Origin of the sequence: Micropruina sp., assembly GCF_047606365.1 — a bacterium.
In the GTDB taxonomy this organism is placed as follows: domain Bacteria; phylum Actinomycetota; class Actinomycetes; order Propionibacteriales; family Propionibacteriaceae; genus Micropruina.
In genome coordinates, this window is sequence record NZ_JASGEN010000092.1 from 1 (window position 1) to 15,305 (window position 15,305).

15 protein-coding genes and 1 pseudogene are annotated in these 15,305 nt (G+C 68.8%); 5 read left to right on the top strand and 11 right to left on the bottom strand.

What is annotated here, in order from left to right; translation table 11 throughout:
* The first annotated feature begins 142 nt into the window (after positions 1-142).
* Positions 143-1,585 carry a GuaB1 family IMP dehydrogenase-related protein gene (locus tag QM624_RS10415; protein ID WP_415091495.1) on the top strand — a complete coding sequence of 481 codons (1,443 nt, stop codon included), beginning with the start codon at positions 143-145 and terminating at the stop codon, positions 1,583-1,585.
* 131 nt (positions 1,586-1,716) lie between these two features.
* Here the strand turns inward: QM624_RS10415 and QM624_RS10420 are convergent, their stop codons facing one another.
* The 7 genes and pseudogenes from QM624_RS10420 to QM624_RS10450 form a co-directional block, all read right to left on the bottom strand.
* Complete coding sequence (locus QM624_RS10420; RefSeq protein WP_415091497.1) at positions 1,717-2,610, bottom strand: hypothetical protein; 894 nt, start codon at positions 2,608-2,610, stop codon at positions 1,717-1,719.
* A 196-nt stretch (positions 2,611-2,806) separates the two neighbouring features.
* Positions 2,807-3,202 (bottom strand): cytochrome c oxidase subunit 4, encoded by a 396-nt coding sequence (locus QM624_RS10425; RefSeq protein WP_298129587.1) that lies wholly within the window; start codon positions 3,200-3,202, stop codon positions 2,807-2,809.
* 4 nt (positions 3,203-3,206) lie between these two features.
* Positions 3,207-4,844 (bottom strand): annotated as a pseudogene (gene ctaD, locus QM624_RS10430) (cytochrome c oxidase subunit I); the annotation flags it as partial.
* Between the two features lie 83 nt (positions 4,845-4,927).
* The gene (gene coxB, locus QM624_RS10435) at positions 4,928-5,695 is read right to left on the bottom strand and encodes a cytochrome c oxidase subunit II (RefSeq protein WP_415091521.1); all 768 of its coding nucleotides are present in this window, start codon (positions 5,693-5,695) and stop codon (positions 4,928-4,930) included.
* 280 nt (positions 5,696-5,975) lie between these two features.
* Positions 5,976-6,326 carry a HesB/IscA family protein gene (locus tag QM624_RS10440; protein ID WP_415091499.1) on the bottom strand — a complete coding sequence of 117 codons (351 nt, stop codon included), beginning with the start codon at positions 6,324-6,326 and terminating at the stop codon, positions 5,976-5,978.
* Between the two features lie 105 nt (positions 6,327-6,431).
* On the bottom strand, positions 6,432-7,487 hold the full coding sequence (locus QM624_RS10445; protein ID WP_415091501.1) for a glycerate kinase: 1,056 nt from the start codon (positions 7,485-7,487) through the stop codon (positions 6,432-6,434).
* Positions 7,488-7,499: 12 nt separating this feature from the next.
* The gene (locus QM624_RS10450; RefSeq protein WP_415091503.1) at positions 7,500-8,333 is read right to left on the bottom strand and encodes a PspA/IM30 family protein; all 834 of its coding nucleotides are present in this window, start codon (positions 8,331-8,333) and stop codon (positions 7,500-7,502) included.
* 172 nt (positions 8,334-8,505) lie between these two features.
* On the opposite strand from QM624_RS10450, the gene QM624_RS10455 reads away from it, so the two are divergent.
* Positions 8,506-9,075: a DUF3043 domain-containing protein gene (locus QM624_RS10455; protein WP_415091505.1), complete on the top strand. Its 570-nt coding sequence runs from the start codon at positions 8,506-8,508 to the stop codon at positions 9,073-9,075.
* Positions 9,076-9,276: 201 nt separating this feature from the next.
* On the opposite strand, the gene QM624_RS10460 is transcribed toward QM624_RS10455, so the two are convergent.
* From QM624_RS10460 to QM624_RS10470, 3 genes are read right to left on the bottom strand one after another with little or no spacing between them, the layout of a single operon-like run.
* Positions 9,277-9,567 (bottom strand): hypothetical protein, encoded by a 291-nt coding sequence (locus tag QM624_RS10460; protein ID WP_415091507.1) that lies wholly within the window; start codon positions 9,565-9,567, stop codon positions 9,277-9,279.
* On the bottom strand, positions 9,564-10,655 hold the full coding sequence (gene gcvT / locus QM624_RS10465; protein WP_415091509.1) for a glycine cleavage system aminomethyltransferase GcvT: 1,092 nt from the start codon (positions 10,653-10,655) through the stop codon (positions 9,564-9,566). Before gcvT ends, QM624_RS10460 begins: the two co-directional genes overlap by 4 nt.
* Positions 10,656-10,684: 29 nt before the next feature.
* A complete protein-coding gene (locus QM624_RS10470) occupies positions 10,685-11,317 on the bottom strand; it encodes a TetR/AcrR family transcriptional regulator C-terminal domain-containing protein (protein WP_415091511.1) in 633 nt (210 codons plus the stop codon).
* A 53-nt stretch (positions 11,318-11,370) separates the two neighbouring features.
* On the opposite strand from QM624_RS10470, the gene QM624_RS10475 reads away from it, so the two are divergent.
* The 3 genes from QM624_RS10475 (at position 11,371) to QM624_RS10485 (ending at position 14,530) form a co-directional block, all read left to right on the top strand.
* A complete protein-coding gene (locus QM624_RS10475; RefSeq protein ID WP_415091513.1) occupies positions 11,371-12,582 on the top strand; it encodes a beta-ketoacyl-[acyl-carrier-protein] synthase family protein in 1,212 nt (403 codons plus the stop codon).
* A 98-nt stretch (positions 12,583-12,680) separates the two neighbouring features.
* Positions 12,681-13,691, top strand: a complete 1,011-nt coding sequence (locus QM624_RS10480) for an ATP-binding cassette domain-containing protein (RefSeq protein ID WP_415091515.1) — start codon at positions 12,681-12,683, stop codon at positions 13,689-13,691.
* On the top strand, positions 13,688-14,530 hold the full coding sequence (locus QM624_RS10485) for an ABC transporter permease (protein ID WP_415091517.1): 843 nt from the start codon (positions 13,688-13,690) through the stop codon (positions 14,528-14,530). The genes QM624_RS10480 and QM624_RS10485 overlap by 4 nt, the downstream gene beginning before the upstream one ends.
* Here QM624_RS10485 and QM624_RS10490 read toward each other — a convergent pair.
* Positions 14,531-15,305, bottom strand: a 775-nt coding sequence (locus QM624_RS10490) for a hypothetical protein (protein WP_415091519.1), incomplete at its 5' end; no start/stop codon positions are given. It lies immediately after the preceding gene.

Consider the following 15,305-nt stretch of genomic DNA (forward strand, 5'->3'; position numbering starts at 1 on the left):
CGGCCACACCCCCCGCGAGATCACTCCCTGCCCGCCTTAAGCACAACAACGGGTGCCGCCGAGAGCTTCTCGGCGGCACCGCTTTTTTGGGCCCCACTCCCCCACCGCGCCTCAGCCCGATGCACCGCGATACCATCTGCCGGTGCGCTTCCTGAATCCGATGCCGTCCCATGACCTCACCTACGACGATGTCTTCATGGCACCGCGGCGTTCATCGGTCGTCTCCAGGCTCGACGTGGACCTGACCAGCACCGACGCCCTGCGTCTGCCGCTGCCGCTGGTGGTGGCCAATATGACCGCGATCTCGGGCCGCCGGATGGCCGAGACGGTGGCCCGCCGGGGTGGCATCGCGATCATTCCGCAGGATCTGCCGACGGCCATCGTGGCCGAGACGATCGCCCGGGTGAAGGCGGCTCACACCGTCTTCGACACCGCGGTGCACGTCGATCCCAGCACGACCGTCGGCGAGGCCCTGAACCTGCTGCCCAAGCGGGCGCACGGCCTGGTGGTGGTCGTCGAGGACGGCGTCCCGGTCGGCCTGCTGGGGCCGTCCGAGGCGGCGGGACTGGACCGGTTCGTGCAGGTTCACGAGGCGATGTCGACCGACCTCACGCTGGTCGATCCGGAGACCTCGCCGGCGGACGTCTTCGAGCTGCTCAGCACCCGCCGGCACCGGGTGGCCCTGGCGGTGCGCGACGGCAAGCTGACCGGCCTGATGACCAGCAAGGGCGCCCTGCGCGCCACCCTCTATCCCCCGGCCCTGGACGCCTCCGGCCGGCTCCGGGTCGGTGCCGCGGTGGGCATCTCGAAGGACGTCGAGCGACGGGCCGCCGAGTTGCTGGACGCCGGCGCCGACGTCCTGGTGATGGACACCGCGCATGGCCACCAGGAGCGGATGATCGAGGGCCTGCGGCTGGTCCGCGCCATGCTGACTGCCCGGGGCAGCTCGGTGCCGCTGGTGGCCGGCAACGTCGTCACCGCCGAGGGCACGGCCGACCTGATCGAGGCCGGTGCCGACGTGGTGAAGGTGGGTGTCGGGCCGGGTGCCATGTGCACCACCCGGATGCAGACCGGTGTGGGTCGTCCGCAGTTCTCCGCGGTGCTGGAGTGCGCTGCCGAGGCCAACGCCAGCGGCAAGGCGATCTGGGCCGACGGCGGCGTCCGGCACCCGCGCGATGTGGCGCTCGCGCTGGCCGCCGGCTCGGGCGCGGTGATGATCGGTTCCTGGTTCGCCGGCACCCACGAATCAGCCGGCGACCTGGTCACCGACCACGACGGGCGTCCCTACAAGGAGTCGTTCGGCATGGCGTCCGCCCGCGCGGTGCGGATGCGGACCCGCGAGCAGTCCCGCTTCGAGCGGGCCCGCGCGGCCCTGTTCGAGGAAGGCATCTCGCACTCCCGGATGTACCTCGACCCGGCCCGTCCCGGTGTCGAAGACCTGATCGACTTCATCGTCGCCGGCGTCCGCTCCAGCTGCACCTACGCCGGCGCCCGGACTCTGCCCGAGTTCGCCGCCAACGCGGTCGTCGGCATCCAGTCCGCGTCCGGCTTCAACGAGGGACGCCCCCTGCACGTCAGCTGGTGACCCGAAACCACCCCGACGTCCACCCGTCCACCAAAGCCCTCCCTAACTATCTCTGCCCTCCCGCATGCGGGAGGGCAGAGATAGTTAGGGAGGGCCTTATCAGCATGCGCAGAGGGCGTACGGGGACGGGACTAGCGGGAGGCCTTGCGGAACGGCCGCGCCGCCAGCGCACGGCGAATCCGGGACTCCACCATGCCGGGCGACTGCAGGTCCTTCCAACACCAACGGACGACGCAGTAGCCCTCGTCCACCAAGGCCTGCTGCCGCTGCTTCTCCGCCTCAATCACCGCTCGGGGGTCGTCGCCGTATGTCCCGTCGTACTTGCTGCCACCGTCGTACTCACCGATGATTCCGTCGCCCCAGTCGAAGTCCGGCCTGCCCAGAAAGCGACCGCCCGCGCTGAACTGGTCCACCTGCAACCGCGGGATCGGAATATTCGCCAGTCGCATCCTGGCCCGGCTGTGCGACTCTCCGAAGCTCTCACTGGACGGATCGCCGAAGGCAACAGCCTGGGCCGCTCGGGCATGACCGTAGCCGTTCGGGGTAGCCAGGTCTTCACGCACCACTCCGCGCCGCAGCGCTGCATCAACGACCGCCACCGCGTCGGGGAAGGACAGCCGCCTCGCCAGATCGGTGACCGTTCGGCGCAGGCTGGTGGTCGGAAGTCCGTCAATCAGGTCCGTGTCATCGTCGTCCAGGATCGCCGGAGTGGCTTGGAGCAGCCGATTCCGGGTGTGCCGACCGCCCATCGTCCGAACCACCTGCACCGGTAGCGCGTCCGCGATTCGCACGGGCAGTCCGTGCAGGATCGCCGCCGACTGAAACGCGAAGTAGGTGCCGTGATTGATCGCCAGCGCCGCGGCGTCCACCCTGCGACGATGCAGCTCCCAGGGCGCGAGGTTCTCGGTCGGCATCACGACGCCGCGTCGCAACCTCACCAGCTGCCCTGCCCGCAAGGCGGAATCCATTCCCCTACGGTCACACGATTGGTCGTGCATCCACGACTTGGTGGTGTAGACGGTCATGCCCTCACCTTGGACACCAACATCCCGGATCATTCATCAACGGGCACGCCCTGTGGATAAGTTCCTGCCGGGTGAGCCGACAAGCGCCCTAAAGCCCTGCCTAACTAGTTCTGCCCTCCCGCATGTGGGAGGGCAGAACTAGTTAGGCAGGGCTTAGGGGGAAGGGTGTGACTCCCGGGCAGGACACCCTCGAGGCTCAGTGCTGGTAGTCGCCGCGGTAGTACTCGAACACCCAACCACTGAGAGCCCAGATGCCGAGGCAGACGGCGAGGATGCTGATCCACCAGCCGAAGACCGGGCCGAGAGCGAGCAGTTGGACGGTGAGCGCCACCCAGAAGGGCCAGATGCTCTTCGGCGGGAAGAAGCCCAGGGCGCCGGCACCTTCGGCGATCTCGGCGTCCTTGCGGTCCTCCAACCGGGCGTCCATCTTGCGGGACAGGTTGAACACGTAGAACGCGACCATCGTGAACAGCAGCACCGTCATGATCAGTGCGACGGTGCCGATGATCTCGTGGGACATGAACCAGTAGATCGGCGTCACGATCGCGACGAAGATCGCGATCGCGGCGAACATCCAGCCTTCGACCTTCATGGGTTCACTCCCCCTTGGGATTCTCGATGGAGGACGCCGTGCCGACGCCGGTGAGTAGGACGTCCATCTCCTCGGTGCGGTCCACGCCGTGGATCTCGGGATGGTGCAGATCGAAGGCGGGCGACTCGGAACGGATCCGCGGCAGCTTGCTGAAGTTGTGCCGCGGCGGCGGGCAGGAAGTCGCCCACTCCAGCGAGCGACCCCAGCCCCACGGATCGTCGGTGTTCACCAGCGGCGAATTGCGGCTGATCCAGATGTTCCAGAAGAACGGCAGCATCGAGATGCCGAGCAGGAAGGCACCGACGGTGGAGACCTGGTTGAGGAACTCGAAGCCCTCGGTCGGCAGGTAGTCGGCGATCCGTCGCTGCATGCCCTCGATACCCAGCCAGTGCTGCACCAGGAAGGTCAGGTGGAAGCCGAAGAACAGCATCCAGAAGTGCACCTTGCCCCAGCGCTCGTTGAGCATCCGGCCGGTGAACTTGGGCCACCAGTAGTAGAAGCCACCGAACATCGCGAACACCACGGTGCCGAACAGCACGTAGTGGAAGTGTGCGACCACGAAGTAGGTGTCCGAGACGTGGAAGTCCAGCGGCGGGCTGGCCAGGATGACGCCGGTCAGGCCACCGAACAGGAAGGTGGTGAGGAAGCCCATCGCCCACATCATCGGTGTTTCGAAACTGATCGATCCGCCCCACAGGGTGCCGATCCAGTTGAAGAACTTCACCCCGGTGGGCACCGCGATCATGAAGGTCATGAACGAGAAGAACGGCAGGTTCACCGCTCCGGTGACGAACATGTGGTGCGCCCACACCGCGACGCTCAAGCCGCCGATCGCCATGGTCGCGGCAACCAGGCCGACGTAACCGAAGATCGGCTTGCGGCTGAACACCGGCAGGATCTCGGTGATGATGCCGAAGAACGGGATCGCGATGATGTAGACCTCGGGATGCCCGAAGAACCAGAACAGGTGCTGCCACAGCACCGCACCGCCGACCCCGGGGTCGAGGATGTGGGTGCCGATCCGGCGATCGGCCTCGAGGACCAGCAGGCCGGCGGCCAGCACCGGGAACACCAGCAGCACCAGCAGCGAGGTGACAAAGATGTTCCAGGTGAAGATCGGCATCCGGAACATGGTCATGCCCGGCGCCCGCATGCAGACGATGGTGGTGACGAAGTTGACCGCGCCGAGGATCGTCGACAGACCCATCACGTACAGGCCCATCAGCCACAGGTCGCCGCCGACGCCGGGCGAGTTGATCGCGTCCGACAGCGGGGCGTAGGCGAACCAGCCGAACGCCGCCGCACCCTGCGGCGACAGGAAGCCCGAGCATGCGGTCACCGAGCCGAACAGGTACAGCCAGTAGCTGAACATGTTCATCCGCGGGAACGCGACGTCGGGGGCGCCGATCTGCAACGGCATGATCGCGTTGGCGAAGGCCGCGAACATCGGTGTCGCGAACATCAGCAGCATGATCGTGCCGTGCATGGTGAAGAACTGGTTGAAGGTCTCGTAGTGCAGGTACTGCAGACCCGGGAAGGCGAGTTCAGCCCGGATGGCGAGTGCCAGCAGGCCGCCGAACCCGAAGAAGGCGAAAGCCGTGACGAAGTACAGGTTCGCGATGACCTTGTGGTCGGTCGACGTCAGCAGCGTCATCGCCCTGCTGCCCCAGTTCGCCCGACGGACCGCCCGGCGCTCCGTCGAACCGAGGCTCACTCGTGCAACGCTCATCGTTGATGCTCCTCATCTGCCGGTGCCGACGGAACAGTGTTGACCCACGTGGGCGGCTTCAGCTCTCCGGTCTGGCCCTTGGCCGCCAGCTCCTTCAGATGCGCGTTGTACTCCTCGACGGTCACCACGTGCACGTTGAACAACATGGCCGAGTGGTAGGTGCCACACAGTTCGGCGCACTTGCCCAGGAACGTGCCCGTCCGGCTGGGCGTGACGTCGAAGGAGTTGGGATGGCCGGGAATGACGTCGAGCTTGAAGTAGAACTCGGGAACCCAGAACGAATGGATGACATCAGCCGAGGTCAGGTTGAACCGCACCGGCTCGTTCACCGGCAGGTACAGGTCGGGCAGCCGCTCGACGGTGCCGGTGTCGTAGACGACGGCGTTGACCGCGGGGTTCTGCTGCTCCATGTAGTTGAAGGACCATGACCATTTCTGGCCGATCACGTTCACAGTGTGGACGGGACGGTCGTTCACCTTGGCCAGCACGTTGTCCTGGCTCTGCACGGTGAAGAAGAACAGCACGCCGATGATCAGGAACGGCACCATCGTGTAGAGGATCTCCATCGGCAGGTTGTACCGGGTCTGCCGGGGCACCTCGGAGTCGCTCTTACGGCGATAACGGATGGCCACCCAGGCCATCAGGCCCCAGACGAACACACCGATCACCATGGAGGCGATCCAGGCGCCGTTCCACAGGTTGCCGATCCACGGGGCCTGCTCGCTGGCTGCCGGGAGCATGCCCCAGCGGCCCCATTGGTCGATCGTGTCCTGACTGCAGCCGGACAGCGCAAGCGCCAAGAGCGCGCCGCCCCCCAGCGCCACGACGCGGCCGGGGCGTGTGCGGTTCTTCACCACGGACGTTCCGCCTTCCCACGACGGACGCCTCCCGATGGCATGGTCGCCCCGGCAAGCCTCCGAATCGTCAGATTCCTAGGTGGCTCACCCTAGCCCAAAAGCACATCGGGACGCCCCCCTGGGGCGCCCCGATATTGCTGAATCTGGGATTGTTACCCGTAGTCCCGCGCGCAGCGGGCGGCCGGGCTCAGTGGAAGCTGTCGCCGCAGGCGCAGGAGCCCTGCGCGTTGGGGTTGTCGATGGTGAAGCCCTGCGCCTCGATGCTGTCCACGAAATCGATGGTCGCGCCGATCAGGTAGGGGGCCGACATCCGGTCGGTGACCACCGGCACACCGAACCATTCCTTGGTGACGTCGCCGTCCAGCTCCCGATCGTCGAGGGAGAGCTGGTAGCGCAGGCCGGAACAGCCGCCCGGCGCCACGGAGATACGGAGGAAAAGGTCCACTTCGGGCTGCTGCGAGACCAGGTCCTTCACCTTGGTCGCTGCGGCTTCGGTGAGGATGATGCCGTCGATGTCGAGCTGCTGGTCCAGGGACATGGTGACTCCGGTTTCTCGGGGATACTCGCCCGGAGCAACGCCTCCGCGGCGAGCGGGTATTCCGGGATCAGTGTAATCGCTCGTTCCGGACGTGGTGAACGCCGGTCACCACCGCGCCGCCCAGCCGGCGGCGAGTCGGCGTCCGGTCGCCGTCAGCGCCGCCGCGGTGTCGGTGCCGGGTTCGAGCAGATGGCCGGATTCCACCCCCATCACCCGCATCTCGCGCTCGGACATCTCGATCGTCGGCGACACCACCACCAGTGGGGTCTCGGCGGTCTCGCACCATCCGGCGAGTTCGGTGACCACCCCGCCGCCGCGGCGTCCGAAGTCGAACGAATCGCAGGCAGCGACCACCAGGTCGGCCGCCGCCAGGCCGCGGTCGAGCCCGATCCGTTCCGCACAGAACGCCGGGCCGGTGCTCAGCCGTCCGCCCAGGGCGAGGATCGCAAATCCGACACCGCCGGCCGCACCGGCACCGGCGACACGAGCTTGGCCGGCGTCGGCAAGCTCGGCGAACCGCTCCAGTGCCGCGTCCACCGCCAGCATCCGCTCCGCCGGGGTGCCCAGCCCGCGTCCGCGCCGGGAGGTGACGCCGCGCAGGCCCAGCAGTTGGTCGTCCAGCGCGCCCGACGCCACCAGGCCGACCAGCTCACAGCCGGCGAATCGGGCCCGGACGGCGTCCAACTCGAGCCGAGTGAGGGCCGCCAACGGTTCGGGACCGGCATCCAACGCGACATCGGCCGTCGCGCCGAGCGCACCCAGGAACCCGGCCCCGGCATCGTGCACGTCGAGCGCGGTCAGGTCGATCGCCACCGACGTCGTCCGCCCACCCTGCGCAGGATCATCGCCCTGCAGCGAATAGCCGACCAATCGTCCCAGCGCGGCACTGCTACCGGTCAGCGGATCCTCCGGCGTGACCGGATCGATGCCCACCGCGACCAGTCCCGGACGCCGGGCGAGCCAGCCGGTGCTGAGCGATTCCAGTTCACCCTCGGGCTCGACCAGCGCCTGACCGAGGGCGCGTCCGCCCTGTGCCAGACCGACAGCGGCCACCTCGGCCGATTCGGCGAAACCCGTGGCCAGCGCCACCGCGGCGGCCCGCGCCGACAGGTCCCTCACCGGTCCGCCGGCCACCAGCACCCGCGGACGGCGCTCAGCCATCGAGACCGGCGCTCACCGCAGGTTCTCGGTGGAATCCGACTCCGGCACCGTCCCGGGCGCCGGGGGCTGTTCGAACGTGCGACCCGGTAGCTCACCGGCAGGCTGCTCGGGCGCGCCGACGTCCAACTGACCCGGCTGGGCGCCGCCGGACAGCGACGCCTTCAGTGCGGCCAGTTCGTTGTCCACCTGGGCACCGGACGCCAGCGCGTCCAGTTCGCGGGTGATGTCGTCCTGAGCCAGGCCGGACGGGTCGTCGAGCGCACCGCTGGCCAGCAGTTCGTCGACGGCCGCGGCCCGGGCCTGCAGCTGCGTGGTCTTGTCCTCGGCGCGCTGGATGGCCTGACCGACGTCGCCGAGTTCCTTGCCGAGGCCGCTGAACGCCTCACTGATCTTGGTCTGCGCTTCGGCCGCCGTATACGTGGCCTTGATGGTCTCCTTACGGGTCCGGAAGGCGTCCACCTTGGCCTGCAACTGCTGGCTGGCCCGGACCAGGCGCTCCTCTTCGGACTGCAGCGCCGCATGCTGAGTCTGCAACTCGGCGAGCTGCTGCTGCAGGCCCGACTTGCGGGTCAGTGCCTCGCGGGCGAGATCCTCGCGGCCGGCCTCCAGAGCGCGGGTGGCGGCGACGGTCAGCTTGTCCATCTGCTGGTTGAGCTGCCCGGCCTGCAGTTCGACCCGCTTGCGGCTGGTCGCCACCTCGGCCACACCGCGACGCACCTGCTGCAGCAGTTCGAGTTGCTTGCTGTAGGAGTAGTCCAGCGTCTCGCGCGGGTCTTCGAGTTTGTCGAGAGCCTTGTCGGCCTTGGCGGAGAAGATGGCTTTCATCCGTTGGAAAAGCCCAGCCATGGGGGGTCGCCTTCCGTTGAGTGCGCGATCGGGAACCAGCCTATCCGGCCGTCGAACTCGCCGGACGGCGGCCGGCCGCAGGGCGTCCTCGAGCCGCGTCCAACGGTCCGGTGCGGGCGGCATCCCAGGGTAGGATGAGGGGTCATCTGATCCACCGACATCGAGGTTCGACGTGGGATTGTTCTCCACCAATAAGGACAAGGAAGCCGCCCCGGAGCCGGCAGCGACGCCTGAGACTCCAGGCGTCGGGCCGCGGGCGAAGTCCGTGCCCACCCCGAAACGCCGGGACGCCGAGGCCGCGCGCCGCCAGCGGCTCAACCCGCAGCTCAGCCCCAAGGAGGCCAAGCGCAGGTCGCGCGAGCAGGCGAGCGCCGAGCGCCGCAAAGAGATGGCGGCGATCGACAATGCGCCGGGCAAGGTGCTGATGCGCAACTGGGTCGACACCCGGTTCAGCCTCGCCGAGCTGTCGATGCCGATCCTGATGACGATGCTGCTCTTCGTGCTGGTGCTCGCCCCGGTCTTCCCGACGCTGGTCGAGCCCGCGACGTACGCCACCTGGGGTTTCATGGTGCTGATCGGCATCGACATCACCCGGATGTGGCGCGGCTTCAAGAAGCTGGCCGCCGAGCGGATCCCCCGCGAACCGCTCAAGGGCCTGCTCTACTACGGCTTCAACCGTTCGCTCTCGGTGCGCCGGCTGCGGGTGCCCCGTCCGGTGCTGAAGCGCGGCGACACCTTCTGATGTCGTGGCGGTGGCGGTCGGTTCCCGCTCCGTCGGACACCGACCTGCCCGGAGCCGATGAGACGTTCGGCTCCCAGGCCGAAGCCGAAGCGTGGCTCAGTACGCACTTCCTTGACCTCGCGGACGCGGGCGTCGCAGAGGTTTCGCTCTACGAGGAGGATCGGCTCGTCTACGGGCCGATGAGTCTCGACGCGGAGTAGCTCAGGCCGCTACCTTGCGGCGCTCGCCGCGCCAGAGCACCAGAGCGAAGGCCGTCACGCCGGCACCGACCACGCCGACCACCGGACGTGCCCATTGGGCGGCGCTGGCCCGCTCTTCATAGGTCTGAATCTTGGTGCCCTCGGCGTTGTGGCACACCGCGCCCGGGCGCATCACCTGATCGCGACACCAGATCGTCGGATTGGCGCCGAGCGCCACCGCCCACAGCACCGCCACCAGGCCGGCCGCGGCCAGGGCCAGGTGCGCCCACTGGCGCCAACCGCGTCCGTTCATGCGCGCACCCCGGGGGTGACGAACGGAGGCTTGACCACCTCGAACGGCTCCTCGCGGTTCCGGACGCGGACGCTGACGGCAGTGCCGGGCACCAACGCCGGCGGCAGCAGCGCCAGTGCGATGCCCTTGCTCAGCGTCGGCGAGAAGGTGCCCGAAGTGACCTCGCCGACCACCTCGCCGTCGTGCACCACCTCCATGTGCGGACGCGGAATGCCGCGGCCCTGCGCGAGCAGCCCGGTCAACCGGAGTTCCGGCCCGGCGGCCTTCTCAGCGCGCAGGGCGTCCGCGCCCCAGAAGGCGTCCTTCTTCCAGCCGATTGCCCAGCCGACGCCGCACTGCCCCGCCGACAGGTCGGGCCGCAGGTCCTGACCGTGCAGCGGGTAGCCCATCTCGGTGCGCAGCGTGTCCCGGGCGCCCAGGCCGGCCGGCGCGATCCCGTACTGCTCGCCGGCGGCGAGCACCGCGTCCCAGATCTTTCCCGCATCGGCGGCGGGCACGACCAACTCGTAGCCGCGCTCGCCGGTGTAGCCGGTGCGGCAGACGGTCAGTTCGACGCCGTCCAGGGTGCTGGGAGCGAACCGCATGTAGTCATGGCCGACCGGCAGCCCGAGCGCGGCCAGGGTTTCGTCCGAGGACGGCCCCTGCACAGCGAGGACGGCGTGATCGTCGTGCTCGTTGGCGACGGTGATGCCGTCGGGCGCGGCGGCTGCGAGCAACTCGACGACCTCGGCGGTGTTGGCGGCGTTGGGGATCAGGAAGATCTCGTCATCGGCCAGCCAGTACCAGATCAGGTCGTCGACGACACCGCCGGCGTCGTTGCAGAGCAGCGTGTACTGGGCCTGACCGACGCCGATCTTGTGCACGTCATTGGTGATGCAGGTGTTCAGGAAGTCGACGGCGCCCGGCCCGGTGATCCGGGCCTTGCCGAGGTGACTGACGTCGAAGATGCCGACCGCCTCGCGGACCGCCTTGTGCTCGGAGACGATCCCGGCGTACTGCAAGGGCATCGACCACCCGCCGAACTCGGCGAATTTGGCGCCGAGCGCCTGGTGGCGATCGTGCAGCGGGGACTTCTTCAACTCCGGCATCGGTTCTCCATTCCCGGGGAATCTCGGCGTCAGCCTAACCGGCCGGTGGCGGGGCGTGCCGCTTCCTGAACGCTGGATGAACGGGCCGACAGGATTCCGGGCAGGTCGATGTCGCCGGGAGTCCCAGGGAAGCCGGCGTTGGTGATCAACCCGCTACCCAACACCACCGCCCAGAACCGGCGGACCTCGGTGGCCACTGCCTCACCGAGCACCCAGCCACTGCGCCGCAGCACCCGCTCCAGATAGCGCTCCGACTGCCGGAAAATCAGCGTCATTCCGGTGCTGACGAGCTCCTGCAGTTCGGGCTTGCGCCCGGCGAGGACCAGCGCCTGAACCAGTTGCGGAGTGGACGGCATGGCCAGCCCGGCACGGGCGAGATTGGCCCGGAAGGCCTCGGGCGTCGTGGCGGCGTTGCCGAGGCGCTCCAGACGGCGCGCGTCCGCCAGCACCGCGAGGAACGCGGATTCCACGATCAGCGCGTCCTTCGATCCGAAGTAATAGGTGACCTGATTCGGGTACACCCCGGCAGCCTCGGCGATCTTCGCCACGCTGACCTCACCCGCGGCCACGCCCAGCCGTGCAGCGACCCGCAGGATCTCCCGCCGTACCGCCTGTCCACGGGCCTGACGCCGAGGGCCAGGCCGGTTTGGCTGCGTCTCCATGGCTGGTTATTGTACTTCATACAACTTTTGTATGGCATACAAGAAGGGTGACCATGGACATCACGATCACGGGAATGGGTGCGGTGACGCCGCTCGGGGGTTCGGTCGACGAGTCATGGCGACGGCTCTGTGCCGGCGAGTCGGGGGTGCGGGACATCGCGGACGCGCTCGACGAGCCGTCCGCGCTCCCAGTGACCATCGGCGCGCCGATGGCCGTCGATCCGGCCGACTCGCTCGACCGCATCACCGCACGCCGACTCGACCGGGTGCAGCAGGCCGCGCTGGTCGCCTCGACGCAGGCGTGGGAAGACGCCGGGAAGCCCGACGTGGATCCGACCAGATTGGCTGTCGTGCTGGCCACCGGAGTGGGCGGGATCAGCACGATCGTGCATCAGCAATCGGTACTGGACCGCGCCGGGGCCCGCCGAGTATCGCCCCGCACCGTGCCGATGCTAATGGCCAATGCTGGCGCAGCCCAGGTCAGCATCGCCTACCAGGCCCGGGCCGGCGCCTACACGCCGGTGTCTGCCTGTTCCTCCGGCGGGGAGGCCTTCGTGGCCGGCGCCCGGCTGCTCGCCCTGGACGAGGCTGACATAGTCATCGTCGGCGGTGCGGACGCGGCGCTGACGCCACTGACCGTCGCCGCCTTCGCCAACTCGGGTGCGCTCTGCACCCGCTACCGCTCACCGGACCAGGCGTCCCGACCGTTCGACCGCGACCGGGCGGGCTTCGTGCTCGGCGAGGGCGCTGCCGTGGCCGTGCTGGAACGAACCGAATCCGCACAGGCCCGCGGCCGGCGCGGATATGCGCGACTGGCCGGCTACGCGGTGACCTCGGACGCGTATCACATCACAGCGCCGGATCCCTCCGGGGCGGAACAGGCGCGCGCGATGGTGACCGCCGTCCGGCGCGCTGGTCTGAGTACCGCCGACATCGGCCACGTGAACTGTCACGCCACCTCGACCGAGATCGGCGACGTCATCGAGGCACGCTCCATCCGCTCCGCGATCGGCGACCACCCGGTGCTCAGCGCACCGAAGGCCAGCCTCGGCCACCTGGTCGGGGCGGCGGGTGCCGTCGAGGCGGTGATCGCCGCACTCTCGGTGGCCGAGGAGCGGATCCCACCCACGATCAATCTGACCCGGCCCGATCCGGAGATCGGCCTTGAGATCGCGACGACGACCCGCCCTCTCCACGGTGCTGTGCTGTCCAACTCGTTCGCCTTCGGCGGGCAGAACGTGGCGTTGGTGTTCACCCCGGTCTGACCGTGCTGTCAGCGGCTGACAGTGCGCTGTGCGCGTGGTGTGAGCGGCCCCTTCCAGACTGGACCGGTCATCAAGCCACAAGCGAGAAAGGAACCGCTATGAACGTCAGCCACACCCGGTCCGACTGGGCGGTCGAGGCGGACGGTCTGGTCAAGGTGTTCGGCACCAACCGGGCCGTGGACGGCGTCGACCTGCGCGTGCCGACCGGCTCCATCTACGGCGTCCTCGGTCCCAACGGGGCCGGCAAGACCACCACCATCGCGATGCTCGCCACCCTGCTGCGTCCGGACGGCGGCACCGGCCGGATCTTCGCCCACGACGTGCAGCGCGAGCCGCAGATCGTCCGGCAGCTGATCGGCGTCACCGGTCAGTACGCATCGGTCGACGAGACCCTGTCGGCCACCGAGAACCTGGTGCTGTTCAGCCGCCTGCTCGGCCTCAGCCGCGCCGAGGCGAAGGCCAAATCGGCCGCGCTGCTGGAGGAATTCGGCCTGACCGAAGCCGCCCGGCGTCCGTTGAAGAACTTCTCCGGCGGCATGCGCCGCCGGCTCGACCTGGCCGCCAGCCTGATCGCGCAACCGCCGCTGATCTTCCTGGACGAACCCACCACCGGCCTCGACCCGCGCACCCGCGCCCAGATGTGGGACACCATCCGGCGCCTGGTGGCCACCGGTTCGACGGTGCTACTGACCACCCAGTACCTGGACGAGGCCGACCAGTTGGCCGACCGGATCGCGGTGATCGACCGCGGCACCGTGGTGGCCGAGGGCACCGGCGACGAGCTGAAGGCGTCCGTCGGCACCTCCAGCCTGCAGCTGCGGCTGGTCGATCCGCGCGATCTGGACGACCTGCGGGTCGCCATCGAGCGGGTGCTCGGCGTCACCCCGACCGTCTCGGCCGAGGCCGGACGGGTCACCGCGCCGATGCATGACGCCGACCGGGTCACCGACCTGCTGATCACGCTGCGCGCCGGCGGCATCCACCTGGCCGAACTCAGCGTGCAGAAACCCACCCTCGACGAGGTGTTCCTGGCCCTGACCGGGCACGGCGCCGTGAGCGAGGACGCCGACGAAGCCGGCGAGCCCGTCCTGGAAGGAGCTTCCGCATGACCACGACCACCATGAGCACCGCAGCCCTCGACAGCACCATCACGCCCGGCATCGACCGGGTGCTGAAGAACAGGGTCAGCATCGGCCAGACCATCGAGAACTCGCTGACCATGGCCGCCCGCGGGCTGATCAAGATCCGCCGCACGCCCGAGCAGCTGATCGACGTCACGCTGCAGCCGATCCTGTTCACGCTGATGTTCGCCTACCTGTTCGGCGGGGCGATCGCCGGCAACGTGCAGGACTACCTGCCCGCGCTGATCCCCGGCATCCTGGTACAGACCGTGATCACCACCTCGGTGGTGACCGGCACCCAGTTGCGCGAGGACATGGACAAGGGCGTCTTCGACCGGTTCCGGTCGCTGCCGATCGCCCGGATCGCCCCGCTGGCCGGGGCGCTGCTGGCCGACACCATCCGCTACGCCATCGCCACCACCCTCACCTTCGTGATGGGGTACGTGATGGGCTACCACCCCGCCGGTGGCCTGGGGAACGTGGTGCTGGCCGGGCTGCTGGTGATCGCCTGCTCGTGGGCGATCAGCTGGATCTTCGCCTTCTTCGGCGTGGTCGCCCGGACGGCGTCCAGCGTGCAGGGCATCTCGATGCTGGTCCTGTTCCCGCTGACCTTCCTGTCGAACGCCTACGTGCCGGTGGACACGCTGCCGGACTGGCTGAAGTGGTTCGCCAACGCCAACCCGATCTCGCATCTGGTCACCGCGGTGCGCGAACTGGCCAACAACGGCGCGGTGGGCGGCGACGTGCTGCTCTCCCTGCTCGGTGCTGCCGTCATCGTGGCGATCTTCGCCCCGCTGACCGTCCGGGCGTACATGCGGAAGGCTTAGTCAGAGCCGCTTCCCGATGAGTTCGTGGGCCCGGTCGGCGGCGTCCTCCAGCGACAGCTCGGACGCCGCCCGCCGGGCCTCTGCGACTGCGTCAGGGCCGACGATTGCCTCGGCCGCGGCCCAGTGCGGCGCCCAATGCAGCGACGGCAGATCCTGCCGGCTGTGCAGCACCTCGGCCAGGGCCAGCAGCTCGAGGCCCCGGGCCTGGAACTCTGGGCGGGTGAGGAGCCAGGCCGAGAGGCCCAGGCCCTGGGCACCCAGGATCGGCCGGTCGTCGATTCCCGCGGGCCGGACGCGGTTCATCACCAGTGCCCGGAACCTGAGTCGCCGGGCGTACTCGGCCTGTTCCGCGGCGTCCAGCGAACCGTCGGCGACGCCGGCCGACAGCACCGCCGCGAGCACCATGCCGTGCCACGGCGACCCCCGTTGGGCCGGGTCGCGGTAGCACTCCAGCGCCCGCCGGTAGTGCTCGATCGCCCGCTGCGGATCGCCCTCCAGTCGAGCCAACTCGGCGAGCCCGCATTCCGCCATCGCCGCATATTCGGCCCGGGCGGCATCCGGCGGGCCTGAGGTCTGCAGCCGCTCCAGCAGCACCCGCGCCTCGCCGGCGCGTCCGAGACCGATCAACGCGCCGGCCCGGCTCCAGTCGAGCTGGCGCAGGTCGTCGTCGGCCTGCAACTCACGCAAGCCGCCCTCGGCGCGCTCGGCCCAGTACAGCGCCTCCACCGGGTCGGCACGCTGGGTGGCCAGGCCGGCCAGGATCATCGCGGCCATC